Genomic DNA, 26,398 nt, shown 5'->3' with positions numbered 1-26,398 from the left:
GCGACGGGCGTGCGACGCCCGGCGGAGGGTGACTGGCGGATAAAGTTAAGGAGCCTTACTAGAGGCGTCAAGTGTGCGACAGGAATGCACGAGAATGGTGCGATGCCCGCCAGCGACGTCGTAGAGCAGCCGGAACAGCCCTGGAGCCGCCGGCGGCTGCGCAGTACCAACGAGCGGCTGCTGCTGGACCGGCTGCGCGCGCTCGGCGCCGCCTCGCGGGCCCAACTGGCCCGGGAGACGGGCCTGTCGAAGCCGACGGTCTCCAGCGCGCTGGCCTCGCTGGCGGCGGCCGGCCTGGTGCACGAGGTCGGCACACAGGCCCCGGAGCGCGGGCGCACCGCCGTGCTCTACGCCCCCGACCCGGCCGCCGGGTACGCGCTCGGCGTGGACATCGGCCGGGGCTGGCTGCGCGTGGCGGTGGTCGACCTGGACGGCACGGTCGTGGCCCGGGCCGACGTACGCAACCGGGCCCGCGCCTCGGCCGCCCTCACCGACCTGGTGGTGAGCACCGCCCGCCAGGTGATCGCCAACTCGGGCGTGGACCCGGCGGAGGTGGTGCACGCAGTGGTCGGCACACCGGGGGTGTACGACGAGAAGCAGCGGCGGGTGCGCTACGCGATGCACCTGCCCGGCTGGGGACGGGCCGGGCTGGTGGACGGCATACGCGCGGAGCTGGGCGTGCCGCTGGAGGTGCACAACGACGCCAATCTGGCGGCGCTCGGCGAGTACACCTACGGCGTCGGCGCGGGCAGCCGGCTCTTCGCGTACATCCTGATCGGCACCGGCCTGGGGATGGGGGTGGTCAGCGAGGGGCGGCTGTTCACGGGCGCGCGCGGGCTGGCCGGGGAGATCGGCTTCCTGCCGTGGCACGGGAGGCAGAAGCCGGAGCGGCTGGAGGACGCGGTGTCGGGGGTGGCGGTGGTGGAGTCCGCCCGGCAGTTCGGGATGCGCGGGCAGCTCACGGCGAAGGCCGTGTTCGACGCGGCACGGCAGGGGCATCCGGGCGCCGTGCGGGCCGTGGAGCTGGAGGGCGAGCGGATAGCGCACACCGTGGCGGCGGCCGCCGCCGTGCTCGACCCGGACCTCGTGGTGCTCGGCGGCGGTGTCGGGCACAGTGTCGATCTGCTGCTGCGGCCCGTGCGGGAGCGGTTGCGGGCGCTGACCCCGTTGCGGCCCCGGATCGCGCCGAGCCGGCTCGGCGAGGACGCCGTCCTGCTGGGCGCGGTGGCCACGGCCCTGGACACGGCCCGCGACCTGGTGTTCGAACGCCGTACGGCCGGAACCTGACCCGTTCAACGGCCACCACGGCGGGGTTCGTTGACACGGCCCGTGGTGCGTCCTAGCGTGGCCCAGGTTAGTAAAGTTTCCTAACTTTACGAGGCTGGAGACCGCCGTGTTCCCTCGCCCCGCCCGCCGGCTCCCCCTGACCGCCGCGCTCCTCGCCCTGGTCGGCTCCCTGGCCACCGGCGCCTGGGCCGGCCCCCGGGACACGGCGGAGCCCCACCGGCCCGCCCGGATCACCCACGTCCCCTCGGCCGCCGGCAGCAGCACCCCGCTGTCCGGCTACGCCGTCCAGTCCACGGCGAAGGTGGGCGACTCGGCGGCGGCCGTGTCCTCCCCCGGCTATCCGGCGCGGGGCTGGTATCCGGCGGGCCCGCGCTCCACGGTGCTGGCCGCACTGCTGGCGAACGGTGTGTACGCCGACCCGTTCCACTCCACCGACCAGCAGAAGATCCCCCGGGCCGACTTCGAGGTGCCCTGGTGGTACCGCGCCGACTTCACCGTCCGTGACACCCGGCAGCGCACCTCCCTCGACTTCAGCGGGGTCGTCTCGGCGGCGGACGTCTATGTGAACGGCCGGCAGGTGGCGAAGGCCGCCGAGGTGACCGGCGCCTACACCCGTCACGAGCTGGACATCACCTCGCTGGTCAGGTCCGGCACCAACACGGTCGCCTTCCGCATCCGGCCCAACGACCCGCTCAAGGACCTGACCATGGGCTGGATCGACTGGATCCAGCCGCCGCCCGACCAGAACATGGGAATCGTCCGGGACGTCCTGGTCCGCAGGGGCGGCCCGGTCGCGCTGCGCGACGCGCACGTGGTCACGAAGCTGGCGGTGCCGTCGCTCGTCTCGGCCGACCTGACCGTCAAGGCCGAGGCCCGCAACGACACGGACGCGCCGGTCACCGCTGAGGTCGGCGGCAGCGTCGACGGGACGGACTTCCGCACGACGGTCTCGCTGGCCGCGCACGAGACGAAGACCGTCACCTTCTCCCCCGCCGACACCCCCGGGCTGCACCTCACCGACCCGAAGGTGTGGTGGCCGGCCGGCATGGGCGGACAGCCGCTGTACGACCTCGACCTCACCGCCACCGTGGCCGGCACGACGTCGGACACCGCGCACGAGACCTTCGGCATCCGGGACGTGCGGGCCCCGCTGAACTCCGACGGCGCCCGCCAGTACCGGATCAACGGCCGCAAGCTGCTGATCAAGGGCGGCGGCTGGTCCCCGGACGAGTTCCTGCGCTGGGACCCCGCCTATGTAGAAGACCGCTTGAAGTACGCCCTGGACCTGGGCCTGAACACCCTGCGCCTGGAAGGCCACCTGGAACCGGACGAGTTCTTCGACCTGGCCGACCGCTACGGCGTGCTCACCCTGCCGGGCTGGGAGTGCTGCGACAAATGGGAGGGCGAGTTCAACGGCGACGAGAAGGGCGACCGGTGGACCGACGCCGACTACCCGGTCGCCAGGGCGTCCATGGCCGCCGAGGCCGCGCGGCTGCGTGACCACCCGAGCGTCGTCTCCTTCCTGATCGGCAGCGACTTCGCCCCCGACGCGACGATCGAGAAGGGCTACCTGGACGCCCTGGAGTCCGCCGACTGGCCCACCCCCGTCGTCTCCTCCGCCTCCGACCGCTCCTCCCCACGGCTGGGCAGCTCGGGCATGAAGATGACCGGCCCCTACGACTGGGTGCCGCCCGGCTACTGGTACGCCAAGCGGGAGGGCGGGGCGACCGGGTTCAACTCCGAGACCAGCGCGGGCCCCAGCATCCCCACCCTCGACACCCTGCGCCGGATGATGACGCCCGCCGAACTCGACACCCTGTGGAGGGACCCGGACGCCAGGCAGTACCACCGCTCGCCGTCCCCCGTCTTCGGCACCCTGAAGATCTACGACGAGGCCCTCGCCGGCCGCTACGGCGCCCCGAGCGGTCTCACCGACTACGTCCGCAAGGCCCAGCTGGCCCAGTACGAGAACGTCCGCGCCCAGTTCGAGGCGTACGGACGCAACGCGACCGACCGGGACCGGCCCGCCACCGGGGTGATCCACTGGATGTTCAACAGCGGCTGGACGTCCCTGCACTGGCAGCTCACCGACCGCTATCTCGACCAGAACGGCTCCTACTACGGCGCGAAGAAGGCGAACGAGCCGCTGCACATCCAGTACTCCTACGACGACCGCTCGGTCGTGGTGGTGAACAACCGGCCCGCTGCCGCCAAGGGCCTCACCGCGCGGGCCACGCTGTACGACCCCGACGGCACGCAGAAGTACGACAGGACCGTCACCGGCGTGGCGGTGGACGGCGGCGGGGCGCACGGCACACCGCTGACCCTGCCGTCCTCGGTGAGCGGGCTGTCGCCGACGTATCTGCTCCGGCTGGTGCTGACGGACGCGGACGGCACGGAGGTGAGCCGGAACGTGTACTGGCTCTCCACCCGGCCCGACACCCTCGACTGGAACGGCACCACCTGGTACCACACGCCGACGACGAGCTACGCCGACATGAAGGGGCTCACCTCGATGGCGCAGGTCCCGGTGACGGCTACGGCGGCCACGCGTGCGTCGGACGGCATGTCGACCACGACCGTGACGCTGCGCCACAACGGGAGCGGGAGGACCCCGGCACTGCTGACGGACGTGCACCTCGTGGACGAGCGGGGCAGGCCCGTGCTGCCGGTGCGCTGGTCGGACAACGAGGTGAGCCTGTGGCCGGGAGAGTCGGTGACGCTGACCGCCACCTACCGGACGGCTGACCTGCGCGGCTCGGCTCCGGGTGTGCGGGTGTCCGGGTGGAACACGCCGGAGCGGACGGTGCCGGCGGCCTGACGCCCCAGGGGGTGGACCTCGCGGCCCACCCCCTGTCCCGGCTCAGCTCACGCTGAGCGCGGTGTCGTCGAGGACGAACGACGTCTGGAGGGTGGAGCCCTCGGTGCCGGTGAACTTGATGGTCACGGTCTGGCCCGCGTAGCTCGCGAGGTTGAAGCTGCGCTGGGTGTAGCCGCTCGCCGCGTTCAGGTTCGAGTAGGTCGCGAGGGTGGACAGCACCGTTCCGCCGTTGCCCAGCACCTGCGCCTTGAGGGTGTCGTAGGCCGTCGAGGTGGTCGTCTCGGCGGTGTCGACGTGGAGGTAGAAGCTCAGGGTGGCGCTCGTGCAGCCGGCGGGGATGGTCACCGACTGCGCGAGGGTGTCGGTGCGGGCGGAGCCGTAGCCGTTCAGCCAGGCCTTGTAGGAGCCGGTGCGGGCCGCCTCGCCTGTGTCGTTGGTGATCACACCGCTGGAGGCGGTCCAGGAGGTGGCGCCGGACTCGAACCCGGGGTTGGCCAGGAGCTGGGCGGCCGTGCAGGTGCCGCCACCGCCACCGCCGCCGCTGGTGCCGCCCGCGCCGGACAGCCACTCGGTGGCGTTGAGGGCGAGGGCCGCGTCGGTGGCGGTTGAGTCGTTCCAGCCGTCGTACAGGGTGTTGCCGGACTGGCCGGTGCCGTCGTCGATGGGTGAGCTGTCGCCCCAGAACGCGACCCGGCCGCTGCCGAAGGTGCTGGTGGCGAAGAAGGCACCGGTGTTGCCGGAGTAACCGGTGCGGTAGAGCAGGCCCTTGACGGCCGCGTTGTCGGCGGGCTTGAGGGTGGCGGTCGTACCGCTGGCGATCAGGCTCTTGGTGACGGTGCCGAAGGAGCCGTGGAGCACCGGGTCGTTGCTGTCGCTGATCGCGGCCGGGTGGTCGGAGCTGATGCTCAGCGAGTCGACGGAGAAGCCGAACGGGTCGGTGGAGTCGACGCTGTTGTTCGTCATCAGGTCGTTGAAGATCTCGACCGCGTCGTAGCCGTCGTTGTTGCGGTCGGCCCCGGTGTGGTCGGAGATCATGAACAGACCGCCGCCGTTCTTGACGAAGGTCATGATGGCGGTCTTCTCAGCGCTGGTGAACGGCGTGTTGGGTTCCGGCAGGACCAGCGTGTCGAAGTTCGACAGGTCGGTCGCGGACGTGCCGCCGTAACCGAGGCTGAAGCCCGAGGGCAGGGTCTTCAGGCTGTAGTCGCCGGTTTTCTGCAGGGCCACGCCCCAGGAGGACAGGGCGCCGGTCCAGTCCGTCTCGGCGGACGGGGTGGAGTCCTGGCCGAGCGGGTCGGGCTGGCTGGTGGAGATGATCCAGTCGGCGTTGCCGGCCGTCTCGGCGTGGGCGTTGTCGAACAGGACGCGGTGCGTGGTCGCCGCGTGTGCGGGCGTGCCGGTGCCGACCTGGAAGGCGGCTGCGGTGACCAGCAGGCCCAGGCCGGCCAGGGCGGTGGTGAATCTGCGGCGGGATCTCCTGCATCCGGGCATCCGTCGAACCTCCGTGAAGGGGTGGGGAAGAGGGAGTGCGGCGCCAAGTCTGCGCGCGTAGAGCCCGCTTGAGGGTTCTACACGCGTCGAACGGTTGAAAGGTACATGGCATGAAGGGGCGGTGAACAGAGGCTTCCGGGGGCAACCGGAGCGGAGTGGCTCCGCTTACAGCGGGCACATGCCACATCAGCGGGGATCAAGAACAAGACCGTCAAGGAGGGTCGGCCATGGAGATCTCAGGCATCATCAGCGCCATCGTCATCGGCCTCATCATCGGTGTGCTGGGGCGTCTGGTCGTCCCCGGGCGGCAGCACATCGGAGTCCTGTGGACCATCGTCGTCGGCATCGTGGCCGCCCTGGTGGGCTCGGCCATCGCCGCCGGGATCGGGGTCGCCGACACGAAGGGGCCCGACTGGATCGAGTGGCTCATCCAGATAGCCCTGGCGGCCGTCGGGGTGGCCGCGCTGGACCGGAGCCGGGCCCGTCGCTGAGTCAGTTCTCGTACATGTGGGGCGTCGTGGTGCTCAGCGCGTGGAAGCCGAGACGGGCCAGGATCGGGCGGCTCATGGACGAGGCGTCGACATGGACGTAGCGGTAGCCCTGGGCGGCGGCGACACGGGCGCGGTGGGCGATCAGGGCGCGGTAGATGCCCCGGCCCCGCCAGGCCTCGACCGTGCCGCCGCCCCACAGCCCGGCGAACCGGGTGCCGGGCACCAACTCCATGCGGGCGGCGGCGACGGGTTCGCCGCCGGCGAGGGCCGCCACGGCGACGACCGTGCCGGGGTCGGCGGCCAGGCGGCCGAGCAACCGGTGCCGCAGCCCGCCGCCGTCGGTCCCGAAGACCCTCTCGTGCACGTCCACGACGAGGTCGACACCGGCCGGATCGGTGGCCTCGACGAAGCGGACGCCGGCCGGCGGCGCGGTGTCCAACGGGAGCCCGGTCACCTCGGCCACCATCAGCGTCTCCGCGGGCTCGGCCCGGAATCCGGCGGCGAGCAGCCGGTCACCGAGATCGGCCGGCTCGTCATGGGCGTAGAGCTTCCACTCGAAGTCCAGGCCCAGGCCGCCGAAGTAGGCGATCTGCTCGCGGACGGTCCGGTCCACGTCCGCCGCGCCCAGGCCGGACCAGAGCACGCCGTTCCAGCCGTGCGCGTCCGTGACCTGGCGCACCACCCCGCCGGCCCGCTCGATCCGGGCCCCGGGTCCGTCGGGCCGGGCACCCTCGCGCAGGTCCCGGTCGTACACAGCGAGCACTGAGGCATGATCCATGGCCTCACTTCAGCATGCCGGCCGGGCAGCCACAAAGGATTTACCGGGCACACTCGGGGGATCTGACGGGGGGTCAGCGGCCGTCCGGCCGTACCGCCGCCAGGTAGGCGGTGAGGCGGTCCCGGTTGCGGGCCAGGCAGTCGATGCGGGCCTGGATGCGGTCGATGTGCTCCTGGAGCAGGGCGGCCGTCTCCGGCGGCACGTCCTCGGGGGCCGGCACGAGATGACCCGGACCGCACAGGTACGGCAGAATCGCGCGGATCATCCCGGTGGTCAGACCGGAGTCCAGCAGGCCGCGGATCTGCCCCACGCGGGCGACCGCGGACTCGGGATAGCCGCGGTAGCCGTTGGCGGCGCGTTCCGGGTGGAGCAGGTGCTGTTCCTCGTAGTACCGCAGCAGCCGGGTGGGGACGCCCGTACGGCGGGACAGCTCACCGATGCGCATGCCGGCCTCCCGGACCCAGGCTTGACCTTCACACTGATGTGAGGCTTCGACCATGGTCGCATGACCCTGTCCTCCCAGGTCGAGGGCGGCCGCCTGCCGTGGTCGGGGCTGCTCGCCCTGTCCTGCGCCGCGTTCACCGCCGTACTGACCGAACTCCTCCCGGCGGGCCTGCTGCCCGCGATGGCGCCCCCGCTGGGGGTGGCCGAGTCCCGGATCGGATTCCTCGTCACCGCGTACGCCGCCGCCTCCTTCGTGGCCGCGATCCCGGTGACCGCGGCCTTGCGGGGACTCCCCCGGCGGCCGGTCCTGTGCGGCACGCTGCTGGGATTCGCCGTCAGCGACGCGCTGGTGGCGGTGTCGTCGTCGTACCCGCTCACCGTCGCGGCCCGGCTGCTGGCCGGAGCGATGGGCGGCACGCTGTGGGCGATGCTCGCCGGGTACGCGGCCCGGATGGTGCCGGCCGAGCGGCGCGGCCGGGCCATCGCGGTCGTGCTGGCCGGGATCACACTGGCCCTGGCGCTCGGCGTGCCCGCCGGTACCGCGCTGGCCGGAACGGTGGGCTGGCGGGCCGCGTTCGGCACGCTCGCCGCGCTCGCCGTGCTGCTCGTGGGCTGGGTACGGCTGCGGGTGCCCGGCTTCCCCGGCGAGACGCCGCACGCGCGCGTGCCCCTGGTGCGGGTCGCCGTCCGCCCCGGGATCCGCCCGGTGCTGTCCGTGACACTGCTCCTGCTGCTGGGACACCAGGTGATGTACACGTACCTCGCCCCGTTCGCCGCGCACGCGGGGTACGGCCGTACGGGCGTGCTGCTCGCGGTGTTCGGGTCCGCCACGGTGGCCGGTATCTGGCTCACCGGTGTGCTGGTCGACAGCAGGCCGCGCCCCACCCTGCTCACGGCGCTCGCCCTGGTCGCCGCCGTGCTGCTGGTGCTGGGCCTGGCCGCCCGAGTGCCCGGACTGCTGGTCGGCGCGGTGGCGCTGTGGGGCGTGGCCTTCGGCGGGGCGCCCACGCTGATCCAGACCGCGCTGGTCGACGCGTCGGGGCCGGCCGACGCCGATGTGGCGACCTCGTTGCAGACCACCGTGTACAACGCGGGCATCGCCGCCGGTTCGCTCACCGGCGGGCTGGCGCTGGACGCGGCGGGCGCAGGGGCGCTGCCCTGGACCGCGCTGCCGCCGGTCCTGCTGGCGCTCGCGACGGTCGCGGCCGGGCGCCGGTACGCCTTCCCGGCCCGGCGACGGGCCGTTGCCCCCGAGGCAAACGTACTGGCCGGAACGGCCGCGGTGGCCGTAGCGTGCCCCGCCGGAGATCATGCCGTGAGGAGGTGGGCCGATGGTCCGGGACAGTGAGCTGCGGCATCTGCGCCGCTGTGTGGAGCTGGCGACAGAGGCGCTGGACGCCGGTGACGAGCCCTTCGGGTCGGTGCTCGTGGCCGGGGACGGGGCCGTGCTGGCGGAGGACCGCAACCGGGTCGCGGACGGGGACCGCACCCGGCACCCCGAGTTCGAGCTGGCCCGTTGGTCGGCCGCGCACCTGACGCCCGGGGAGCGCGCGGCGGCGACCGTCTACACCTCCGGCGAGCACTGCCCGATGTGCGCGGCGGCGCACGCCTGGGTGGGGCTGGGCCGGATCGTGTACATCGTCTCCTCCGTCCAGCTCTCCGGCCTGCTGGCCGAGTTGGGCGTGCCCGCGCCGCCGGTGCGCACGCTGCCCGTGCGGGACATCGCGCCCGACGTGGCCGTGGAGGGGCCGGTGCCGGAACTGGTCGACGAGGTACGGGAGTTGCACCGCCGCCACCACGCCGGGCGCGCCCGTCCTGCCTGACGTCAGCCGAGTTCGAGCGTGGTGACGCCGAACACCCGCTCCCGGGCGTACGGGCGCACCGGTCCCGTGTACATGCGGGCGGTCTCGAACGACGGGCGCAGGCCCGCCGCTTCGGCGAGGGCGACGCCGGCCGCGTTCGGCTCGGGGACGTCGATCGCCACCTCGCTGCCGGCCGCCTCGGCGGTGAGGGCGGCGAACAGGGCCCGGGCGTCGTCGGCGGTGTCCGCGAAGAGGGGGCCGATGCGCAGGGTGTCGTGGCCGGGGCGGAGCACGCCGTAGCCGGTCGGGCGACCGCCCTCCTCGCGGACGACGGCACGGTGGCCGGGCGTGCGGAGCCACTCGGCGAGGAAGCGGGGGCGGTCGGCGGGGTGGCAGACGCTGTCGTAGGCGGTGAGCGCGGCCAGGTCGGCGGGCCCGACCGGGCGGACGCCGGCGGGCGCGCCGGTCTCGTGGGCGGTGCCGGTCTCGTGGGCGGTGCCGGTGAAGCGGACGGTGCGGTAGGCGGAACGGAAGCCGGACTGGCAGTAGTTGTCCTGCTGGGCGACGACTCCGTCCAGGCCGACGGTCCGGTTCCCTGCGTGCGCCAGCGCGGTCTTCCACGTGGTGAGCCCGTGTCCCCGGCCGCGCAGATCGGGGCGGACCAGGTAGCAGCCGAGGAAGGCGTAGTCGGGGCCGTGGTTGACGACGGAGACGGCCGACACCGGCTCCCCGTCGATCCGGCCGAGGAAGAACCCCTCGGGGTCCTGCGCGAAGAACGCGGGCCCGTCGGACAGCCCGGGATTCCAGCCCTCCGCGGCCGCCCACCCGCTGATCACCGGCCAGTCGTCGAGGGTGGCCCGTGTGACGACGAGGTCGTGGGGGGTCGCAGAGGTCATCGATGCGCTCCGTTTCCGTCGGGATGGGGCTGCCGGTACGGCACGGCCGTCCGCCGGCCGCCCGCAGCATCCTTCCGAATCAAGCGAGGCCGCGCCATGGGGAGATCGGCCGATACGGCTGGACTCCGTCAACGGCACGAGGGAGTTCGGTGACGCCTGGACACGGGATAGCGGCGGCCTTGCGGGAGGGCCCCTGGGACGCGGTGTTCGACCGGATCGGCTTCACGGTGCCGTCAGCCGCTCCGCGGGGGCGGTACGGCATGGGATGAGGGGCACACATGAGGCCGGGCGCGCCGGAACGGAAACCGACGGATGAGGCCCTTCCTTACTGCCTGCTCCAGGGCGTCCGCCAGCTTTCACGGCCCCACGGTCGGGGTCCGAGGAGGCCGCACCCCTGACCACCCCCGACGGAGCGCACGGCCCCGCCGGGGCGGGGGCCGGTGGGGCCGTGTGAGGGGTGGGTCAGTGGGGGCGGCCGGGGCGGAAGCGGCGGTACAGGATCGCGCCGGTGAGGAGGAGCGCGGCGCTGCCGGCGACGGCCGGGGCCGTCAGGTCCGCTCCCGTGTGGGCCAGCGTGGCGGTCCCCGGGTGCGGAGCGGGGTGCGACCGGACGGGGGCCGGCGGCTTCGGGGCCCGGTGCGTCGGGGCCGGGGTCCGCGGGTGCGGGGTCGGCTCGTCGCCGGGGCCGTTGACCGACTGGTTGCCGTGGGCCGGGTTGCCGATGCCGACGACGTCGACGCTGTTCCCGGTGACGTTGACCGGCAGGTCGACGGGGAGCTGGACGCCGTTGCCCGAGAGCACCCCGGGCGAGTCCTCGGTGGCGCCGTGGGCGGACGCCCCGCCGGACGTGGCCGGTGCCCCGTCCTTCCCCGTGCCGCCGCTCTTTCGCCCGCCGGTGTTCGCGCACGCGTTGCCGGCGGCCGGGTTGAGCAGCCCCACGACGTTCACCGTGTTGCCGCAGACGTTCACCGGCACATGCACCGGCAGCTGGATGCCGTTGCCGGAGATCAGCCCGGGCGAGTCGGCCGCCGAGCCGTGGGCGTCGGACCCGCCCGCCGCGAAGGCGGTGGACACCGGCAGCGCCACGGCCATCGCGCCGGACGCGGCGGCGACGGCGATCACACCGTTTCGGGTAGCCCGTCTCATAGGTTCCTGCCTTCCAGACATCATCGCGAGCACTCACCCGCACCACCTAGAACGGAGTCGAACCAATCGGAGTTATGGCTAATCGGTCTTTCACCCCATCGAGCGGCACGGTTATCGAACTGCATGTAAAGCCGCTGAAAGATCACCGACCGGGCACGGAGGGCGCGGCAGACTACCCCGGCGGCAGCCGCCTCGCTCGCCCGGAGGCGGGCCGTCCGGTGCCCGCTTAACCTGATCCGAGGGCGCCGACCCCGGTCCGCGGCGGGCGCCCCGGGAGGCGAACCATGCTGGCCAAGCTGTCCACACGGCCCGCCGTCCGGCGCTGCGCGGGCGCCTCGGCCCTCGCCCTCGCGCTGCTCGGAGCCGGGCTGCCCGCGGCTGCCGCCGACCAGCCGCAGCCCGACCTGTCCCGCTTCTACCGGCAGAAGCTCACCTGGACCGCCTGCCGGGGGGCGGACATGCCGAAGGACCTCCAGTGCGCGAAGGTCACCGTCCCGCTCGACTACGCGCGACCGCGCGCCGGCACGCTCGACGTGGCGCTGGCCCGCTACCGCGCCGACGGGACGCCCCAGGGCTCGCTGCTGCTGAACTTCGGTGGTCCGGGCGGCGCCGGCATCCCCGCCCTGGCCGCCGAGGGCAAGCAGTTCATGGACCTGACCAAGGGATACGACCTGGTCACCTTCGACCCGCGCGGGGTCGGCCGCTCCTCCCCCGTCAGCTGCGGCGAGGGCAGCGACGCGGCCGCGGCCGTGACGGAGAAGGACACCGACATGAGCCGTCCCCAGACGCTGTTCAAGCGGTTGCGGCAGGCCGCCGACCAGTGCGCCCGGTCCTCCGGCCCGGTGCTGCCCCACATCGGCACCGTGAACGCCTCCCGCGACCTGGACGTCATCCGCCAGGCGCTCGGCGACGGCCGGCTCAACTACCTGGGCTTCTCCTACGGCAGCCGGCTCGGCGCGGTGTACGCGGCGCAGTTCCCCGGAAAGGTCGGCCGGGTCGTCCTGGACGGCGTGGACACGCTGACCGAGTCGCTGGCCGAGCAGGGGGCGGCGGGGGCCGAGGGGCAGCAGACAGCGCTGGACGACTTCCTGGACTGGTGTACGACGGATCTCGGCTGTCCGTTCGGGCAGGACCGGCGCAAAGCCGGGGCCGAGGTGATCCGGCTGGTGCGCTCGCTCGACGAGAACCCGGTGCCCACGGGCTCCGGCGGATCGTTCTCCGGCCAGGACCTGGTGGGCGCCATCGGACAGGCCCTGTACAGCAGGGAGCTGTGGCCCTCGCTGGAGCGCGCGCTGGCCTCGCTGATGGAAGACGGCGACACCCGGCGCGTCCTGGCCTTCACCACGGGCGGCATCGGCCTGCCCCACGAGCGGCACCGGCCGGACGGCGGACTGGCCGACGCCCAGGACATCCCGGCGGACAACCTGCCGGCCGCGCTGATGGCGATCAACTGCGCGGACGACCCCGACCGGCCCACCGCGGCTCGGCTCACCGAGGACCTGAAGGACCTGCGGGCCGCCTACGACCAGGCCTCACCGGTCTTCGGCCGCTACCGGCTCACCCAGCTGCTGCTGTGCTACGGCCGCCCCAAGGGCACCGGCTTCATCCGCGACCGGGTGAAGGACGTGCGCTCGGCGAAGATGCTGCTCGTCGGCACGCGCGGCGATCCGGCGACGCCGTACCGGTGGACCGTGGAGACGGCACACCGGCTCGGCCCGTCGGCGGTGGTGCTCGACAACAAGGGTGAGGGCCACACCGGGTACTCGTCCTCCATGTGTGTGCACCGCAAGGTCAACGACTTCCTGCTGTACGGCTCGCTGCCCGCGAGCGGCAGTTCCTGCCCGGCCGACGCGACCCGCCAGAGTGTCACCTCGGACAGCACCGGCTGAGGGCCGCGCGCCACCGGCCGCCGGTCCACCCCGCGCCGGCCGGCACCGGACGTGGCGCATTGGGGTGAATGCCGCGCACCGGGGCAACCTCCCGGCCGCGCCGGCCGTCCCACTCGACAAGGCGCGCCCAGGCCGCCGTATCCCGCCCATCCCAACGTGACCGCGACAGGGAGCCCGTCATGCGCATGCGTGCCGTCATCGCCGTACCCGCCACCTCGGCCGCCGTGGCGGCCCTGCTGCTGACCGCCCCGCAGAGTCAGGCCGCCACCGGACAGGACCGGCCCGCCCGCTGCGCCGAGAAGGCGCTGACGATCCGGGCGAAGGCCGTGACCGGCCACCCGACCGTGCTGCGCACCAGCGTCACCAACCGCGGCACCCGCGCGTGTGTCGTCGACCGGGTGCCCACGGTGACCTTCGGGGACCTGGACGGGATCGCGCTGCCGGTGCCGGAGGGCGGCGCGGGCAGCTACCGGCTCGCGGCGGGCGGCACGGCCTGGGCCGACGTGCGGACCATCGCCGACCCGGCGGATCCGGAGGCCCGCCGGGTGGTGGGGGTCGGGGTGGCGGCGTCGGCCGCGCACTGGGGCCGCTCCTTCACGGCGGGGCGGCTCGGCACCGGGCGCCGGGTGCTCGTGTGGGAGCCGGTGACCACGTGGTGGCAGCGGTCGGCGGAGGCCGCCGACCGTGCCATCGGGCTCGGCTGACCGCTCAGTCGAGCACCAGCTCGGGCGAGTAGAGGTCCAGCCACGCCGCGAGGTCCAGGGTGCGTTCCAGGCCCCGCCGGGCCGCCTGGGTGCTGACCGGCGCCTCGCGTTCGGCGGCCTGCCTGACCCGGTCCCGGTCGACGAGCTCGAAGACGGGGTGGGAGGGCCGGGCGAGCAGGTCCTTGGTCTGCTCCTGGAGGGCGCGGGCGTACCGGGGGTCCTGCGTGGACGGGTACGGGCTCTTGACCCGCTCGTACACCGAGCGCGGCAGGACGTCCGCCGCCGCCTCCCGCAGCAGGCTCTTCTCCCGGCCGTCGAAGGACTTCAGGGCCCAGGGCGTGTTGTAGACGTACTCGACCAGCCGGTGGTCGCAGAACGGCACCCGTACCTCCAGTCCGACGGCCATGCTCATACGGTCCTTGCGGTCGAGCAGCATGCGCACGAAGCGGGTCAGGTGGAGGTGGCTGATCTGCCGCATCCGGAACTCGAAGTCGCTCTCGCCGTCCAGCCGGTCGATGCCGGCGACGGCGGTGCGGTAGCCGTCGGCGACATAGCTCTCCAGGTCCAGCGACTTGGCGAGGTCGGCGCGCACCACGCCGGCGTCCTCGCCGAAGTGGCGGCCCATGGTCGTCAGCCACGGGAAGGTGTCCGCGCGGCGCGCCTCCTCGTCGAAGAACTGGAGGTAGCCGCCGAAGACCTCGTCGGCGGACTCGCCGGACAGGGCCACCGTGGACTTCTCCCGGATGGCGCGGAAGAGCAGCAGCAGGGAGCTGTCCATGTCGCCGAGGCCGGACGGCAGGTCGCGGGCCCGGATGACCTGGGCGCGGACGGCGGGATCGGCGAGGGCGTCGGCGTCGAGCACGATGTCCTGGTGGTCGGTGCCGGCGAGCCGGGCCACGTCGTGCACGAAGGGTGTGTCGGGGGTGCCGCGCAGCTCGTCGGCGACGAAGTTGTCGGTCTGGCCGACGAAGTCGACGGCGAAACTGCGCACCTTCTCGCCCTGCGCGGCGAGTTGCCGGGCGGCCAGCGCGGTCATGGCGGAGGAGTCGAGCCCGCCGGAGAGCAGGGTGCAGCGCGGCACGTCGGCGACCAGCTGGCGGCGCACGATGTCGTCGAGGAGCGAGCGCACGGTGACGATGGTGGTGTCGCGGTCGTCGGTGTGCGGGCGGGTCTCCAGACGCCAGTACACGCGGGTGGACAGGCCGGAGCGGTCGACGGTGACGACCGTGCCGGGCTCCACCTCGCGCATGCCGTCCCAGAAGGCGTGGCCCGGCGTCTTGACCATGACGAACAGCTCGCGCAGGCCGTCCAGCGTGACGCGGGGCCGGACCAGCGGGTTGGCGAGGATCGCCTTGGGTTCGGAGCCGAAGAGGACGCCGTCGGCGGTGGGCTGGTAGTAGAAGGGCTTGATGCCCATGCGGTCGCGGATCATGACCAGCTTGTCGACGCGGCCGTCCCACACGGCGAACGCGTACATGCCGTTGAGCCGTTCGGCGACGGCGTCGCCCCACTCCAGGTAGCCGTGCAGCACGACCTCGGTGTCGGAGTCGGTGGTGAACCGGTGGCCGCGGTCCATGAGTTCCCGCCGCAGCTCGGTGAAGTTGTAGGCCTCCCCGGAGTAGACGAGGGCGACGGTGCCCTCGGGGGTCGGCAGGGACATCGGCTGACGGCCGCCGGGGAGATCGATGATGGCGAGCCGGCGGTGTCCCAGGGCGGCGGGGCCCTCGGTCCAGGTGCCGCGGTCGTCCGGGCCCCGGCAGGCCATCGTCTCGGTCATCGCATGCAATGTGGTGGCCTCGGCCGTCAGGTCACGGTCGAAGGAGACCCATCCGGTGATGCCGCACATGCGCTACCTCCTGCCTCCGGCTGCCCGTCGGTCCGCGTTCACCTGCGCTTTCGCGGTCGCGGAGGACCGGCCGGCAAACCAGTTGTATCGAGCACCTATATATCGAGCGTCCGTCAGGCGGTCGGCCGAGTCAACGCGGCTGTAACACGGCGCGGGCGTCCGCCCCACGGTTTCGGCCGTGTTTTGCCTCAGCAAAATCCGCAGACCGGCCCGTCACCGGGCATGGGACGACATGAACCAGCCACAGGCAAAAACTTCCCCAAGCAGCCCGAGCGCTACGCCTCGCCACGGCTTCGCGGTCAGAAATGAGTCCGGCCCTCCGGTCGGTTCGGCCGACTTCTCCACCCGGCAGTTCGGGCGGCCGGCACCCAGGACGCGGACGAGCGCGTCGGGGTACGCCTTGGCGTGTCCTCACGCGCCCGCTCCAGCCCCGGTTACCGACGAGTACTGCAACCGGCCGCGGGGCCCGCGTCACCGCCGTGCGACGAGAACGGCGGTGGTGGTCAGCGCAGGTAACTGATGACCGGATTACCCCGAATGCCGTAATGGTGAATCCGCCCTATCGTCGTGTCATGGAGCACGCACTGAGTCCCGTGACCCTTGCCGAACTGCGGCGCCCGCGCCCCTATCCGGCAGTCTCCGTACTGACCCCGACGCACCGTCGGGAACGCGGGAGCGGCCAGGACCCGGTCCGGCTGCGCAACGCGCTGACCGAGGCGCGCAGGCGTCTGGAGTCCGACCCCGCCGTCACCCGCGAGCGGCGCGCCGACGTCGTGGCACAGCTCGACCGCGCCCTCGCGGAGGTCGACCTGACGCATGCCGAGGACGGGCTGGTGATCTTCGCCGCCCCGGGTGAGCACCAGGTCTGGTCCCTGGCGCGGACCGTCCCCGAGCGGGTGGTGCTGTCCGACACCTTCCTCACCCGCAACCTGGTCGCCGCACACACCGCCGAGCGCCCCTACTGGGTGCTGTCCGTCGCCGCGGACCGCGTCACCCTGTGGAGCGGCGGCCCGGACCGGGTCGTGGAGGAACGCTGGGGCGGCTTCCCGCTGGAGCGCAGACGCGAGAACTTCGACGCGGAGCGCCAGATGCGGATCGGCGATCTGCCGAGCACCTTCCGCGACGAGGGCACCCGCCAGTTCCTGCGCGAGGCGGACACCGCCATGGCCACGGTCCTGCGCGAACAGCCCCGGCCGCTCTACGTCATGGGCGAGCAGGCTGCGCTGTCGCTGCTGGACGAGGTCGGCAGCGTCGCCAAGTCCGCCGTCCACGTCCCGCGCGGCGGTCTCGGGCACGCCGGCCCCGAAGCGGTCTGGCAGGCACTGCGCCCGGTGCTGGCGGAGGAGTCCCGCAAGGAGACCGAGGCCGTGGTCGAGGAGCTGACCTCGGCGCGCGGTCACCGCACGTACGCGGCCGGGCTGGACGAGCTGTGGCAGAGCGCCCGGGAGGGCCGGGTCCGGCTGCTGGCCGTGGAGGAGGACTTCCGGGCCACCGTCCGCGACCTCGGCGAACATCTGGTGCCGGCCGAACCCGGCGACCTGGACGCCCGCGACGACATCGTGGACGAGATCGTCGAGCAGTGCCTGGAGACGGGCGCCGACGTGCGCTTCGTGCCCGACGGCGCGCTCGGCGACGCCCACGGCATCGCGGGAGTGCTGCGGTACTGACCCTGCGGACCCGCCCTTGCGTCGGCGTACGCTACGGCGTGATCGTCGGCGTAAGGGAGCGCACACATGGGTGACCTGCTGGGTGTGGCGGTACTGGGTGCCGGACACATGGGGGCCGATCACATACGACGGCTCGACCAGGTGGTCAGCGGAGCCAGGGTCGCGGCGGTGGCCGACCCCGATGCCGAGCGGGCCGCGTCAGCGGTGGCCGGACTCGACGGGGTCAGCGTGCACACCGACCCGGTGGCCGCGCTCGACGCGCCGGGTGTGGCGGCCGTGCTGATCGCCTCCCCCGGCCCCGCGCACGAGGAGGCGCTGCTCGCCGCCTTCGCCCGCCGGCTGCCGGTGCTGTGCGAGAAGCCCATGGTGCCCGACTCCGCCGGCGCCCTGCGGATCGTGGAGGCCGAGGCGGCGCTCGGCCGTCGGCTGGCCCAGATCGGCTTCATGCGCCGCTACGACGCCGAGTACCGGCGGCTGAAGGCCCTGCTGGCCGGGGGCAGCCTGGGCCGGCCGCTGATGCTGCACTGCACGCACCGCAACGTCTCCTCCCCCGCCGGCTTCACCAGCGCCATGCTGATCAACAGTTCCGTCTCGCACGAGATCGACGCGGCCCGCTGGCTGCTCGGGCAGGAGCTGACGGCGGTCACCGTGCTGCGGCCCGCGCCGTCCTCGGGCGCGCCCGACGGCCTGCTCGACCCGCAGTTCGTGCTGTTCGAAACCGAGCGGGGCGCCCTGGTGGACGTGGAGGTCTTCGTGAACAGCGGCTTCGGCTACCAGGTGCGCTGCGAGGCCGTGTGCGAGGCGGGCAGCGCCCGGATCGGCGACGAGCACAGCATGGTGGTCACCACCCGGGGCGGCGCCCGGGAAGAGGTGGCGCAGGACTATCTCGTCCGCTTCGCCGACGCCTACGACCGTGAGCTGCAGGCGTGGGTCGACGCGACCCGGCGCGGGGAGGTCACCGGGCCGGACGTGTGGGACGGCTACGCGGCGTCCGCCGTCGCCGAGGCGGGGGTCCGTGCGCTGGAGACGGGAGGCCGGGTGGCTGTCGACCTGGCCCCGCGTCCGGACCTGTACGCCCCCGCGAGCCGCTGACCGGCGGAGTGGGCGGCCGGCGCCGTCCGGCCGGTCGACGACCGAACGGCCGCCGCCCGGGGTGTCCCCGCCTCACACCCCGCCGAACAGCGCGCTCAGGCCCCGCTCCACCACGTCGGCCACGTCCTCCTGCCCGCCCGCCACCACCTCGTACGTCCGCACCAGGAAGCGCCGCAGCGAGGACGCCGGGAACAGCAGCAGGGCCATGCCGTGCGGCGAGTGGAACTCCATGACCGTCCGGGTACGGCCGTACGGCCATATCTGCACGTCCCCGTGGCCGGCCGGGGCCCGCAGACCCTGGTCGAGCAGGGCGCGCGCGAAGGTCCAGGTGACCTCCTCGCCGTGCAGCGCGGCCTCGGCCGGGAAGTCCACGAACACGGCGAGGGGGTCGTCGGCGGTGTAACGAAGAGTGGCGGACACCGGGACCTCCTGGTCCTGGGCGGTGACGAGCCGGGCCTCGGCGAGCTGTTCGACGGTGATGTCCATGCTCTTAAGGAGTCCGCGCGGCCCCGTCGCATGCCGTCAATTCCGGTCAGACTTCGGCAGGTACCGGCCGCTCCGCACCAGCATGGAACACGCAGACGTCGAACACACGCTTGAACGCCGGGGCCGGGCCACACCGACTGGCTCAACTCGCGTATTGCTGCTACGACTTGACCACCCCGGCGCGTACGCCTCTCGTACCCGCGGATCCCTCCGGGAAGACTCTGGCATATGCCGGAAGCACCACCGTATCGTGTGTTGCCAAATCCCTTACAGGGCGTCGCGGGCTGTGCGACAGTCGTAGCGGTCCCCCGTCGTCCCCGCCGTACCGTCCCGCATCGGAGTGCGTCATGCCGTCCCCAGTCTCCGCGGACCGCCCAGCCGCCCAGCCGCCCGGGCGCGGCTCGGTCGAGTCGCTGATAACGCAGGCGCGGCGGCTCAAGGGTGACGTGGACGCCGTACGGCGGGACACCCGGAGCGACGGTGCGGACCCCGAGGAACGCTGGCAGCGCGCCCTGTACGACCTCGCCCTGCACCAACTCGACGATTTGGACGCCCACTTGGCCCAGCTGCGGGACGGCCCGCAGCCCGCCCCGGCCGAGCCCGCGGCGCCTCTCGCGGCACCGCCCGCGCCGGGCGCCGCCCCGAGCGGCTCGCTGCTCAGCCGCGTGGGCAGCGCCGAGTGGGATCTGCTGACCGACGAGGCGACCTGGTCCGGCGAGCTGTACCAGATCCTCGGCCTCGACCCGGCCCGTCCGGCCCTCACCCTGGACGAGCTGCCCAGCCTGGTCCTGGACGAGGACCGGCCGAAACTCACCGCGATGGTCACGGACTGCCTGGTCGACGCCAAGCCGATCGACGGCGAGTTCCGTGTCGTACGGCCCGACGCCTCCGTGCGGACCGTGCACATGATGGGCGAGCCGGTGCTCGGCGCCGACGGCGGTACGACCTCCATGTGGGCCGTGCTGCGCGACGTCAGCGAACTGCGCCGCAGCCAGCGGACGGTGCGCGAGACCCGTGACTCGCTGCACCGCCACCGCCGGCAGGAGCAGACCGAGCACCGGATCGCGGCAGAGCTGCAGGAAGCCGTGCTGCCGCCATGGCGCGGCTCCCTGCGGCTCCCGCGCCAGGGGCCGGGCGCGCTGGACCTGGCGGCCCACCGCCTCCCGGCCGCGACCCCCACGCTGCTCGGCGGCGACTGGTACGACGCCCTGGAACTGACCGACGGCCAGACGCTGCTCAGCGTCGGCGACCTCACCGGACAGGGCGTCGCCGTCGCCTCCGGTATGGCCACGCTGCTCGGTGCCGTACGCGGGATGGCGATGGCCGGCACGGAGCCCGGTCAACTGCTCACCCTGCTCAACCAGTTACTCGACACCACCGTGCAACCCGCCCTCGGCAGCGCCGTCTGCTGCCGCTACCGGCCCGAGACCCGCACCCTGGTCTGGGCGCAGGCAGGACACCCCGCCCCGCTGCTGTACCGCGACGGGACGGGGCGCGTGCTGAACGCACCGGACGGCGTCCTGCTCGGCGCCTCCTCGGGCGCCGTCTACGGACAGTCCGTCGTCACCCTGCGACCGGGCGACCTGCTCCTCCTGCACACCGACGGGCTGCTGTCGGGCCACAGCAGGACGGCGGCTGTGGACCGGCTCGTCGGCCTCGCCCCACGGTTCGGCGCGGCGCGCACCGCGCAGGACTGTGTGCGAACGGTCGTCGAGGAGTTCGGTGGGGCCGGGCGCGAGGACGACGCGTGCGTGCTCGTCGTCAAGGTCACGACCTGACGGTCACCACATGACCGGCCCTCCGGGCCGGACAGCGCACAGGACCCCTACGCCTGTGCGCTGTTGCCGTCCCCCTTGGCCCTCGGCTTGGGCAGGGCGAGCCTGATCTCCTCCCGCAGCTCGTGGATCCCCGGATAGCCGGCGTACTGTGCGGTCAGCCGGTACATCTGCCGCAGCCGGTCCCAGGTGCGCCGGGAGGAGTTCGAGCCCATGGACATCAGGGCCAGCCGGGCGTAGCGGTCGGCCTGTTCGGGGTCGTCGGCGATGAAGCAGGCCGACGCCATGGACAGATGGTCGAAGATCTTCGACCGCTCCCGCCCGTCGACGCGGAGGGCGAGGGCCTTCTCCGCGTAGTACTGGGCGTGCGCGGCGGCGCCCGGGTCGAACTCCGCCAGCGTGCGGTAGGCGAGCGCCTGCATGCCGTACAGATCCTCGTCCTTGAAGGTCTGCATCCAGTCCGGCGGTTCCACGTCCTGCCGGTCGGAGACGAAGAGGTCCTCCGCCTGCCCGAGCGTGCGGCGCATCGCCTGGCCCTTGCCCATCGACGCCTGCGCCCAGGCCTCGATGGTGTGGAACATCGCCTTCGTCCGCGGCTGCAAGCGGTCCCCGGCGCCGGACTGGGCCAGCTTCATCAGGTCCAGGGCGTCATCCGGCCTGCCGAGGTGCACCATCTGCCGGGCCGCCCGGGACAGCGCCTCACCCGCGCGCGGCCGGTCACCGCCCTCCCTGGCGGCGTGGGCGGCGATGACGAAGTACTTCTGCGCCGTGGGCTCCAGGCCGACGTCGTGCGACATCCAGCCCGCGAGGACGGCGAGGTTGGCAGCGACGCCCCACAGGCGCCGCTGGAGATGGGGTGGGTGGTGGTAGGCGAGCATGCCGCCCACCTCGTTGAGCTGGCCCACGACCGCCTTGCGCTGCAGCCCGCCGCCACGGGCCGCGTCCCAGGCGCGGAACACCTCGACCGAGCGCTCCAGCTCCTCGATCTCCTGGGACCCGATGGGGGCGGCCTCGTAGCGGTCGAACCCGGCGGGGTCGGCGTGCAGGGGGTCGTCGAGGACAGGGGCGTCGGCCTTGAGGGCCGGGTCGGTGTGCAGCCAGTCGCGCATGGCGCTGCTGAGTGTGGATCCCGCGGCGAGCGCGGCACCCGCGCCCACCAAGCCGCGTCGGTTGAGCATGAGGTCCATTCCCGTGAATTCGGTGAGGACCGCGGCGGTCCGTTCGGGCGCCCACGGCACACCGTCGGGATGTTCCTGGATCCCGTCGCTCCGCCGTTTCCCCGTACGCCCGTGCCGTACCAGACCTAGGTCCTCGATGGTCACGACACGGCCGAGACGCTCGGTGAACAGGGCCGCCAGCACCCGCGGCACCGGATCGCGCGGGATCTCTCCCATGTCGATCCACCGCCGCACCCGGGAGGTGTCGGTCGACAGCTGGGGGTGGCCCATGGCCGCCGCCTGCCGGTTGACCAGCCTCGCGAGTTCGCCCTTCGACCAGCCGGCCAGGCCGAACAGGTCCGCAAGGCGGGTGTTGGGTTGTCCGCTCACGTCAAGCCCCCAGGTTCTCGGCTGAGTTGACAGTAGCCCGGTGCAAGTTGCCGGGCGACTATTCGCCACGGTTCGCCAGGGTCCGCCAGATGGTGTGCCACCGGCCATCGGGTGTCAGGTAGGAACGCGCCACCCCGACCCGGTCGCCACCCGCATATGACGGCCGTATACGGCCGAGCACGGCGGGCGAAGACGGGCACATTCCCCAGGGTGTACCCGGACGGCCGGGCCGGGTGGGCGCACGCTCCCGGAACCACGCTCACGGGGCACGCAACGTGAGCATGAGTTCGGGACGCGGACGTACAGGCAGGCACCGCAGGCACACGAAGGGATCTGTTTCTCCCATGTACGCAGCATCGTCCTCCGTGTCCGCCCCGCCCCGGCCGCTGCGCCCCCGCCCGGCGGGCGGCGGGCCCTACCTCGACCCGGCGCCGCGTCCGGGCGGTCCCGTGCCGGTCGCGGGCCGGACCCGGCGGGTCCCGGGCCAGCCCGGCGCCCAACCGCTCAGCGGGAGGCTGGACCTGTCCGGCCCCCAGGGCGCGCAGCTGCGCACCGCGCTCGCCTCGGTGCACCGGATCTGCCCGGAGTTCGCCCCGGTGCAGGTCCTGCGGCGCAGCGGACGGTCCGTCCTCCTCGTCGGGACGACAGGGCGCAGCACGGCCGTCGCGAAGTGTCTCCTGGACCACTCGCCGGCCTGGGCGGAGCGGAGCCGCCAGGAAATAGCCGCATACCGCTCGTTCGTCCGGCACCGGCCGCCGGTCCGGGTGCCGAGGCTGATCGCGGCGGACCCGGACAACTGCACTCTGGTGATCGAGCGGATGCCGGGCCGGACGGCGTCGTTCCAGCGGCATCCGATGGAGGCGCCGCCGCGCGCGGACATCCGGGCCGCGCTCGGCGCGATCTGCCGGCTGAACGCCTGGCGGCCCCCGGCGGGCACCTTCGACATGCCGCTGGACTACGCGGCCCGGATCTCGCGCTACCACGAGCTGGGCCTGCTCACCGACCGGGACCTGGGTGACCTGCAGAAGCTGCTGCACGGCATCGCCCAAGAGGTGGGCCGGCACGGCATGCTCCAGTTCTGTCACGGCGACGCCCTGCTGTCGAACATCCTGTTGTCACCGGCCGGTCCAGTGCTGGTGGACTGGGAGCACGCGGGCTGGTATCTGCCGGGGTACGACCTGGCGACGCTGTGGCTGGTCCTCGGGGACGCGCCGGTGGCCCGGCGGCAGATCAGTCAGATCGCCCAGTCGGCGGGCCCTGCCTCCCGGGACGCCTTCCTGGTGAACCTGATGCTCCTGCTGACCCGGGAGATCCGTAGGTACGAGACGGCCGTGCAGCGTTCGATGCACGAGGCGGCCCCGGCGGCACCGGTCGCGGCCCACCCCGGTGCCATGCCGACCGGTGAGGAACAGCGGCTGCTGCTCAGGCGGTTGCACGACGACTGCCAGATGGCCCGCAAGGCCGTCCGCGCGGCGGTGGGCACTCGCTGACGGGGTGACGGCTCCGCGGTGCGCCCTGAGCGGCGGCGCACCGCGGACCTTCTCCGCACGCCCCGCCTCCGAGAGCCACTGGTGTATGCCAGTGACGCCCCGCAGGCCCGCGCGCCGCCGCCGCGAAACTCGCCGGAAACCCTCCGTGACATGGGAAATCGCCCGTCTGACGGCATCATTGACGGATCGTCGGCAAGCCGGTACCACTGACCCAGCTCGGCCCCGCACGCCCCGCCACGCTCCGCCCGTCACAGGAGGCCGCATTGCGAGGATCCGCCACCGACCCCACGTCCACACCCGGCCACAGACGTCTGCGGCGGACCGCCGTCCCGCTCGCCTCCGCGGCCCTGCTGCTGCCCCTGCTCGGCGCCGCCCCGGCCCCCACCGCCGCGGATTCCGGCACGGACCGGTTGCAGCACGCGTTCGCCACCGCGGCAGCCGACTACCACGTGCCGCAGAGCGTTCTGCTGGCCGTCTCCTACCTCCAGTCCCGCTGGGACGCGCACGGCGGCGCGCCGAGCGTGACCGGCGGCTACGGCCCGATGCACCTCACCGACGCCCGGACCGCGCTCGCCACCGCGGAGCACTTCGCCGAGGGGACGGAGGACGCCCGGGGCGACAGCGCTCGTGCCGCGCTGCACCCCGTCGCCGAGGTGCCGGCCGAGTCGGCGGTCCCGGCCCGTCTGAAGACGCTGCCGAGGGCGGCCGAATTGACCGGCATCCCCGCCGAGGAACTGCGCACCGACCCGGCGGCGAACGTGGCGGGCGGTGCCGCCCTGCTCGCCGCCACGCAGAAGGAGCTGGGCGAGCCGCTGAGCGCCGACCCGGCCGAGTGGTACGGCGCGGTGGCCCGGTTCTCCGGCGCCGACGACACGGCGACCGCCGCCGCGTACGCCGACGACGTGTACGACGTGCTGCGCACCGGCGAGGAGCGCGTCACGGACGACGGCCAGCGTATGTCCCTGGCCGCCCAGCCACGACTGACCGCCGACACCGGCCGACTGGGCCGGACGGGCCTGCGCACGCTGCCCACGGACGGCACCGAGTGCCCCGCATCGGTGTCCTGTGTGTCGGTCCCGGCGCCGTACGAGGAGTTCGGGGACAACGACTACGGCAACCACGACCTCGGCGACCGCCCGGCGTCGCAGAGCGTCAAGTACATCGTCATCCATGACACGGAGGGCGCCTGGGACGGGGTCATGAACCTCATCAAGGACCCCACCTATGTGTCCTGGAACTACACGATCCGCTCCACCGACGGGCTGATCGCCCAGCACGTCAAGGGCAAGGACGTGGCCTGGCACGCCGGCAACTGGTACGTCAACGCCAAGTCGATCGGCATCGAGCACGAGGGCTTCCTCACCTCGCCGGACGCCTGGTACACGGAGGCGATGTACCGGTCCTCGGCGCGGCTGGTGCGGTACCTGGCCCGGACGTACGACGTCCCGCTGGACCGGCAGCACATCCTGGGCCACGACAACGTGCCCGGTCCGACCGCGTCCACCGTCCCGGGGATGCACACGGACCCCGGCCCGTACTGGGACTGGCGGCACTACTTCCGGCTGCTCGGCCACCCGTTCCGGCCCACGGCCGGCCGGCACGCCAAGGCGGTGACGATCCTGCCGGACTACGCCTCGAACCGGCCCGTGTACACCGGCTGCACCACCAAGGGCGAGCCGTGCGCGGCGCACGGATCCAGCGAGGTGCGGCTGTACACCGACCATGACGAGACCGCCCCGCTGGTCAAGGACATCGGCCTGAAGACCGACCCGACCGACGGGGTGAACGATCTGTCCTCACGGGTGTCCACCGGTCAGCAGTACGCGGTGGCCGACCGCTGGGGCGACTGGACGGCCATCTGGTACCTGGGGCAGAAGGCCTGGTTCCGGAACCCGGTGAAGGACCCGACGGCCGTACCGGCGAAGGGCCTCCTGGTGCGGCCGAGGGACGGCCTGGCCAGCATCCCGGTGTACGGCCGCGCCTACCCGGAGAAGGAGGCCTACCCGGCGGGCGTCCCCGCCCAGTCGGTGGTGCCGCTGCCCTACACGATCCCGGCCGGGCAGAAGTACGTGGCCGGTGACGAGGTGCCGGGCGAGTACTACTACGCGGTCACCTTCACCCCCGACTCGCACCGGGTGGTGGTGGGCCAGGACCTGTACTACGAGATCCAGTACGGCCACCGGGTCGGGTTCGTCCGGGCGGCGGACGTGACGGTCGAAGGGGCGGCGCGCTAGGCCCGGTCTCTCAGCCCTGCTGGAAAAGCTCCGCCGGGAGCGGCTTCAGCAGGGCGTACAGGTCGTCGGTGATCGGGCGGTCCCAGGCGGCGATGGTGACGAGGACGCCGTCGCTGCGGTCGAACTGGACGCAGGAGATCCGGCTCTCGGAGAGCTTCAGCCGCCGCACGATGAGGAGGTTGTCGCCCTGGAGCACCGGGGTGTCCTCGACACCGACGACGGTGACCTCCTCGTCGTTCTCCAGCGCCAGCAGCAGCTGCCCCACCTCGAAGGGGATCTCCCCCTCGGCGACGTCACGGGCCGGGGAGCCCTCGGGGAGGTTGCCGATGATCATGGCGGGGCCGCGTCCGCCGAACAGGTCGTAACGCAGGAAGACGCCCTGGCAGGTGCCGTCGGGGGCGGGCAGCAGACCCGCGCCGAGGTTGCCCGGCCAGTCGCCCGGGTCCATGGCCAGCACGTCGAAGTCGGGTCCGGCAGGGGTCGCGCTGCGGCGGCGGAGGAACGACATGCGG

General features: G+C 72.9%; 21 protein-coding genes. 12 read left to right on the top strand and 9 right to left on the bottom strand.

Going from position 1 to position 26,398, the window contains the following annotated elements:
* Positions 1-102 precede the first annotated feature (102 nt).
* Positions 103-1,287, top strand: a complete 1,185-nt coding sequence (locus ACH4LD_RS35255) for an ROK family protein (protein ID WP_398058186.1) — start codon at positions 103-105, stop codon at positions 1,285-1,287.
* 106 nt (positions 1,288-1,393) lie between these two features.
* On the top strand, positions 1,394-4,108 hold the full coding sequence (locus tag ACH4LD_RS35250) for a glycosyl hydrolase 2 galactose-binding domain-containing protein (RefSeq protein ID WP_398058185.1): 2,715 nt from the start codon (positions 1,394-1,396) through the stop codon (positions 4,106-4,108).
* Between the two features lie 42 nt (positions 4,109-4,150).
* Here ACH4LD_RS35250 and ACH4LD_RS35245 read toward each other — a convergent pair whose 3' ends face one another.
* Entirely contained in the window at positions 4,151-5,599 is a 1,449-nt protein-coding gene (locus ACH4LD_RS35245) for a hydrolase (protein WP_398058184.1), read from the bottom strand.
* 227 nt (positions 5,600-5,826) lie between these two features.
* On the opposite strand from ACH4LD_RS35245, the gene ACH4LD_RS35240 reads away from it, so the two are divergent.
* Positions 5,827-6,090 (top strand): GlsB/YeaQ/YmgE family stress response membrane protein, encoded by a 264-nt coding sequence (locus ACH4LD_RS35240; protein ID WP_132790463.1) that lies wholly within the window; start codon positions 5,827-5,829, stop codon positions 6,088-6,090.
* 1 nt (position 6,091) lies between these two features.
* Here ACH4LD_RS35240 and ACH4LD_RS35235 read toward each other — a convergent pair whose 3' ends face one another.
* Positions 6,092-6,868 carry a GNAT family N-acetyltransferase gene (locus ACH4LD_RS35235; protein WP_207928603.1) on the bottom strand — a complete coding sequence of 259 codons (777 nt, stop codon included), beginning with the start codon at positions 6,866-6,868 and terminating at the stop codon, positions 6,092-6,094.
* A 73-nt stretch (positions 6,869-6,941) separates the two neighbouring features.
* Positions 6,942-7,313, bottom strand: a complete 372-nt coding sequence (locus ACH4LD_RS35230; RefSeq protein WP_132790465.1) for a MerR family transcriptional regulator — start codon at positions 7,311-7,313, stop codon at positions 6,942-6,944.
* A 60-nt stretch (positions 7,314-7,373) separates the two neighbouring features.
* Here ACH4LD_RS35230 and ACH4LD_RS35225 point away from each other — a divergent pair, with 60 nt between their 5' ends.
* Together ACH4LD_RS35225 and ACH4LD_RS35220 are read left to right on the top strand one after the other, a co-directional pair.
* Positions 7,374-8,660, top strand: coding sequence for an MFS transporter (locus ACH4LD_RS35225; RefSeq protein WP_398058183.1), 1,287 nt, complete (start codon positions 7,374-7,376; stop codon positions 8,658-8,660).
* Positions 8,644-9,135: a nucleoside deaminase gene (locus ACH4LD_RS35220; protein ID WP_398058182.1), complete on the top strand. Its 492-nt coding sequence runs from the start codon at positions 8,644-8,646 to the stop codon at positions 9,133-9,135. Before ACH4LD_RS35225 ends, ACH4LD_RS35220 begins: the two co-directional genes overlap by 17 nt.
* 2 nt (positions 9,136-9,137) lie before the next feature.
* On the opposite strand, the gene ACH4LD_RS35215 is transcribed toward ACH4LD_RS35220, so the two are convergent.
* Positions 9,138-10,010: a GNAT family N-acetyltransferase gene (locus tag ACH4LD_RS35215; RefSeq protein ID WP_398058181.1), complete on the bottom strand. Its 873-nt coding sequence runs from the start codon at positions 10,008-10,010 to the stop codon at positions 9,138-9,140.
* A gap of 462 nt (positions 10,011-10,472) precedes the next feature.
* Positions 10,473-11,156 (bottom strand): chaplin, encoded by a 684-nt coding sequence (locus ACH4LD_RS35210; protein ID WP_398058180.1) that lies wholly within the window; start codon positions 11,154-11,156, stop codon positions 10,473-10,475.
* 284 nt (positions 11,157-11,440) lie between these two features.
* Between ACH4LD_RS35210 and ACH4LD_RS35205 the strand changes: the two genes are divergently transcribed.
* Positions 11,441-13,045, top strand: coding sequence for an alpha/beta hydrolase (locus ACH4LD_RS35205; protein ID WP_398058179.1), 1,605 nt, complete (start codon positions 11,441-11,443; stop codon positions 13,043-13,045).
* A 179-nt stretch (positions 13,046-13,224) separates the two neighbouring features.
* Positions 13,225-13,749 (top strand): DUF4232 domain-containing protein, encoded by a 525-nt coding sequence (locus tag ACH4LD_RS35200; protein WP_398058178.1) that lies wholly within the window; start codon positions 13,225-13,227, stop codon positions 13,747-13,749.
* A gap of 4 nt (positions 13,750-13,753) precedes the next feature.
* Here the strand turns inward: ACH4LD_RS35200 and asnB are convergent, their stop codons facing one another.
* Entirely contained in the window at positions 13,754-15,595 is a 1,842-nt protein-coding gene (asnB, locus tag ACH4LD_RS35195) for an asparagine synthase (glutamine-hydrolyzing) (RefSeq protein ID WP_398058177.1), read from the bottom strand.
* 572 nt (positions 15,596-16,167) lie between these two features.
* Between asnB and ACH4LD_RS35190 the strand changes: the two genes are divergently transcribed.
* Positions 16,168-17,262, top strand: coding sequence for a chemotaxis protein (locus ACH4LD_RS35190; RefSeq protein WP_398058176.1), 1,095 nt, complete (start codon positions 16,168-16,170; stop codon positions 17,260-17,262).
* Positions 17,263-17,328: 66 nt separating this feature from the next.
* The gene (locus ACH4LD_RS35185; RefSeq protein WP_398058175.1) at positions 17,329-18,354 is read left to right on the top strand and encodes a Gfo/Idh/MocA family protein; all 1,026 of its coding nucleotides are present in this window, start codon (positions 17,329-17,331) and stop codon (positions 18,352-18,354) included.
* Positions 18,355-18,426: 72 nt separating this feature from the next.
* On the opposite strand, the gene ACH4LD_RS35180 is transcribed toward ACH4LD_RS35185, so the two are convergent.
* Positions 18,427-18,840, bottom strand: a complete 414-nt coding sequence (locus tag ACH4LD_RS35180; RefSeq protein ID WP_103816020.1) for an SsgA family sporulation/cell division regulator — start codon at positions 18,838-18,840, stop codon at positions 18,427-18,429.
* A 347-nt stretch (positions 18,841-19,187) separates the two neighbouring features.
* On the opposite strand from ACH4LD_RS35180, the gene ACH4LD_RS35175 reads away from it, so the two are divergent.
* Complete coding sequence (locus ACH4LD_RS35175) at positions 19,188-20,618, top strand: PP2C family protein-serine/threonine phosphatase (RefSeq protein WP_398058174.1); 1,431 nt, start codon at positions 19,188-19,190, stop codon at positions 20,616-20,618.
* A 47-nt stretch (positions 20,619-20,665) separates the two neighbouring features.
* On the opposite strand, the gene ACH4LD_RS35170 is transcribed toward ACH4LD_RS35175, so the two are convergent.
* Positions 20,666-22,162, bottom strand: coding sequence for a hypothetical protein (locus ACH4LD_RS35170; protein WP_398058173.1), 1,497 nt, complete (start codon positions 22,160-22,162; stop codon positions 20,666-20,668).
* A 344-nt stretch (positions 22,163-22,506) separates the two neighbouring features.
* Here ACH4LD_RS35170 and ACH4LD_RS35165 point away from each other — a divergent pair, with 344 nt between their 5' ends.
* A complete protein-coding gene (locus ACH4LD_RS35165; protein WP_398058172.1) occupies positions 22,507-23,652 on the top strand; it encodes an aminoglycoside phosphotransferase family protein in 1,146 nt (381 codons plus the stop codon).
* 263 nt (positions 23,653-23,915) lie between these two features.
* Positions 23,916-25,886 (top strand): N-acetylmuramoyl-L-alanine amidase, encoded by a 1,971-nt coding sequence (locus ACH4LD_RS35160; protein ID WP_398058171.1) that lies wholly within the window; start codon positions 23,916-23,918, stop codon positions 25,884-25,886.
* Positions 25,887-25,896: 10 nt separating this feature from the next.
* On the opposite strand, the gene ACH4LD_RS35155 is transcribed toward ACH4LD_RS35160, so the two are convergent.
* Positions 25,897-26,394 carry a hypothetical protein gene (locus ACH4LD_RS35155; protein ID WP_014670824.1) on the bottom strand — a complete coding sequence of 166 codons (498 nt, stop codon included), beginning with the start codon at positions 26,392-26,394 and terminating at the stop codon, positions 25,897-25,899.
* Positions 26,395-26,398: the final 4 nt, after the last annotated feature.

Origin of the sequence: Streptomyces sp. NPDC017676, from assembly GCF_044329325.1 — a bacterium.
In the GTDB taxonomy this organism is placed as follows: domain Bacteria; phylum Actinomycetota; class Actinomycetes; order Streptomycetales; family Streptomycetaceae; genus Streptomyces.
Note: the sequence above shows the minus strand (reverse complement) of the source record. Positions and strands in the feature narration are given on the sequence as shown.

What these genes read in the sequence shown, in the direction of transcription:
- ACH4LD_RS35255 (WP_398058186.1), top strand. Translation starts at nt 103, where the DNA reads ATGCCCGCCAGCGACGTCGTAGAGCAGCCGGAACAGCCCTGGAGCCGC.
- ACH4LD_RS35245 (WP_398058184.1), bottom strand. Translation starts at nt 5,599, where the DNA reads ATGCCCGGATGCAGGAGATCCCGCCGCAGATTCACCACCGCCCTGGCC.
- ACH4LD_RS35240 (WP_132790463.1), top strand. Translation starts at nt 5,827, where the DNA reads ATGGAGATCTCAGGCATCATCAGCGCCATCGTCATCGGCCTCATCATC.
- ACH4LD_RS35235 (WP_207928603.1), bottom strand. Translation starts at nt 6,868, where the DNA reads ATGGATCATGCCTCAGTGCTCGCTGTGTACGACCGGGACCTGCGCGAG.
- ACH4LD_RS35230 (WP_132790465.1), bottom strand. Translation starts at nt 7,313, where the DNA reads ATGCGCATCGGTGAGCTGTCCCGCCGTACGGGCGTCCCCACCCGGCTG.
- ACH4LD_RS35225 (WP_398058183.1), top strand. Translation starts at nt 7,374, where the DNA reads ATGACCCTGTCCTCCCAGGTCGAGGGCGGCCGCCTGCCGTGGTCGGGG.
- ACH4LD_RS35220 (WP_398058182.1), top strand. Translation starts at nt 8,644, where the DNA reads ATGGTCCGGGACAGTGAGCTGCGGCATCTGCGCCGCTGTGTGGAGCTG.
- ACH4LD_RS35215 (WP_398058181.1), bottom strand. Translation starts at nt 10,010, where the DNA reads ATGACCTCTGCGACCCCCCACGACCTCGTCGTCACACGGGCCACCCTC.
- ACH4LD_RS35210 (WP_398058180.1), bottom strand. Translation starts at nt 11,156, where the DNA reads ATGAGACGGGCTACCCGAAACGGTGTGATCGCCGTCGCCGCCGCGTCC.
- ACH4LD_RS35205 (WP_398058179.1), top strand. Translation starts at nt 11,441, where the DNA reads ATGCTGGCCAAGCTGTCCACACGGCCCGCCGTCCGGCGCTGCGCGGGC.
- ACH4LD_RS35200 (WP_398058178.1), top strand. Translation starts at nt 13,225, where the DNA reads ATGCGCATGCGTGCCGTCATCGCCGTACCCGCCACCTCGGCCGCCGTG.
- asnB (WP_398058177.1), bottom strand. Translation starts at nt 15,595, where the DNA reads ATGTGCGGCATCACCGGATGGGTCTCCTTCGACCGTGACCTGACGGCC.
- ACH4LD_RS35190 (WP_398058176.1), top strand. Translation starts at nt 16,168, where the DNA reads ATGGAGCACGCACTGAGTCCCGTGACCCTTGCCGAACTGCGGCGCCCG.
- ACH4LD_RS35185 (WP_398058175.1), top strand. Translation starts at nt 17,329, where the DNA reads ATGGGTGACCTGCTGGGTGTGGCGGTACTGGGTGCCGGACACATGGGG.
- ACH4LD_RS35180 (WP_103816020.1), bottom strand. Translation starts at nt 18,840, where the DNA reads ATGGACATCACCGTCGAACAGCTCGCCGAGGCCCGGCTCGTCACCGCC.
- ACH4LD_RS35175 (WP_398058174.1), top strand. Translation starts at nt 19,188, where the DNA reads ATGCCGTCCCCAGTCTCCGCGGACCGCCCAGCCGCCCAGCCGCCCGGG.
- ACH4LD_RS35165 (WP_398058172.1), top strand. Translation starts at nt 22,507, where the DNA reads ATGTACGCAGCATCGTCCTCCGTGTCCGCCCCGCCCCGGCCGCTGCGC.
- ACH4LD_RS35155 (WP_014670824.1), bottom strand. Translation starts at nt 26,394, where the DNA reads ATGTCGTTCCTCCGCCGCCGCAGCGCGACCCCTGCCGGACCCGACTTC.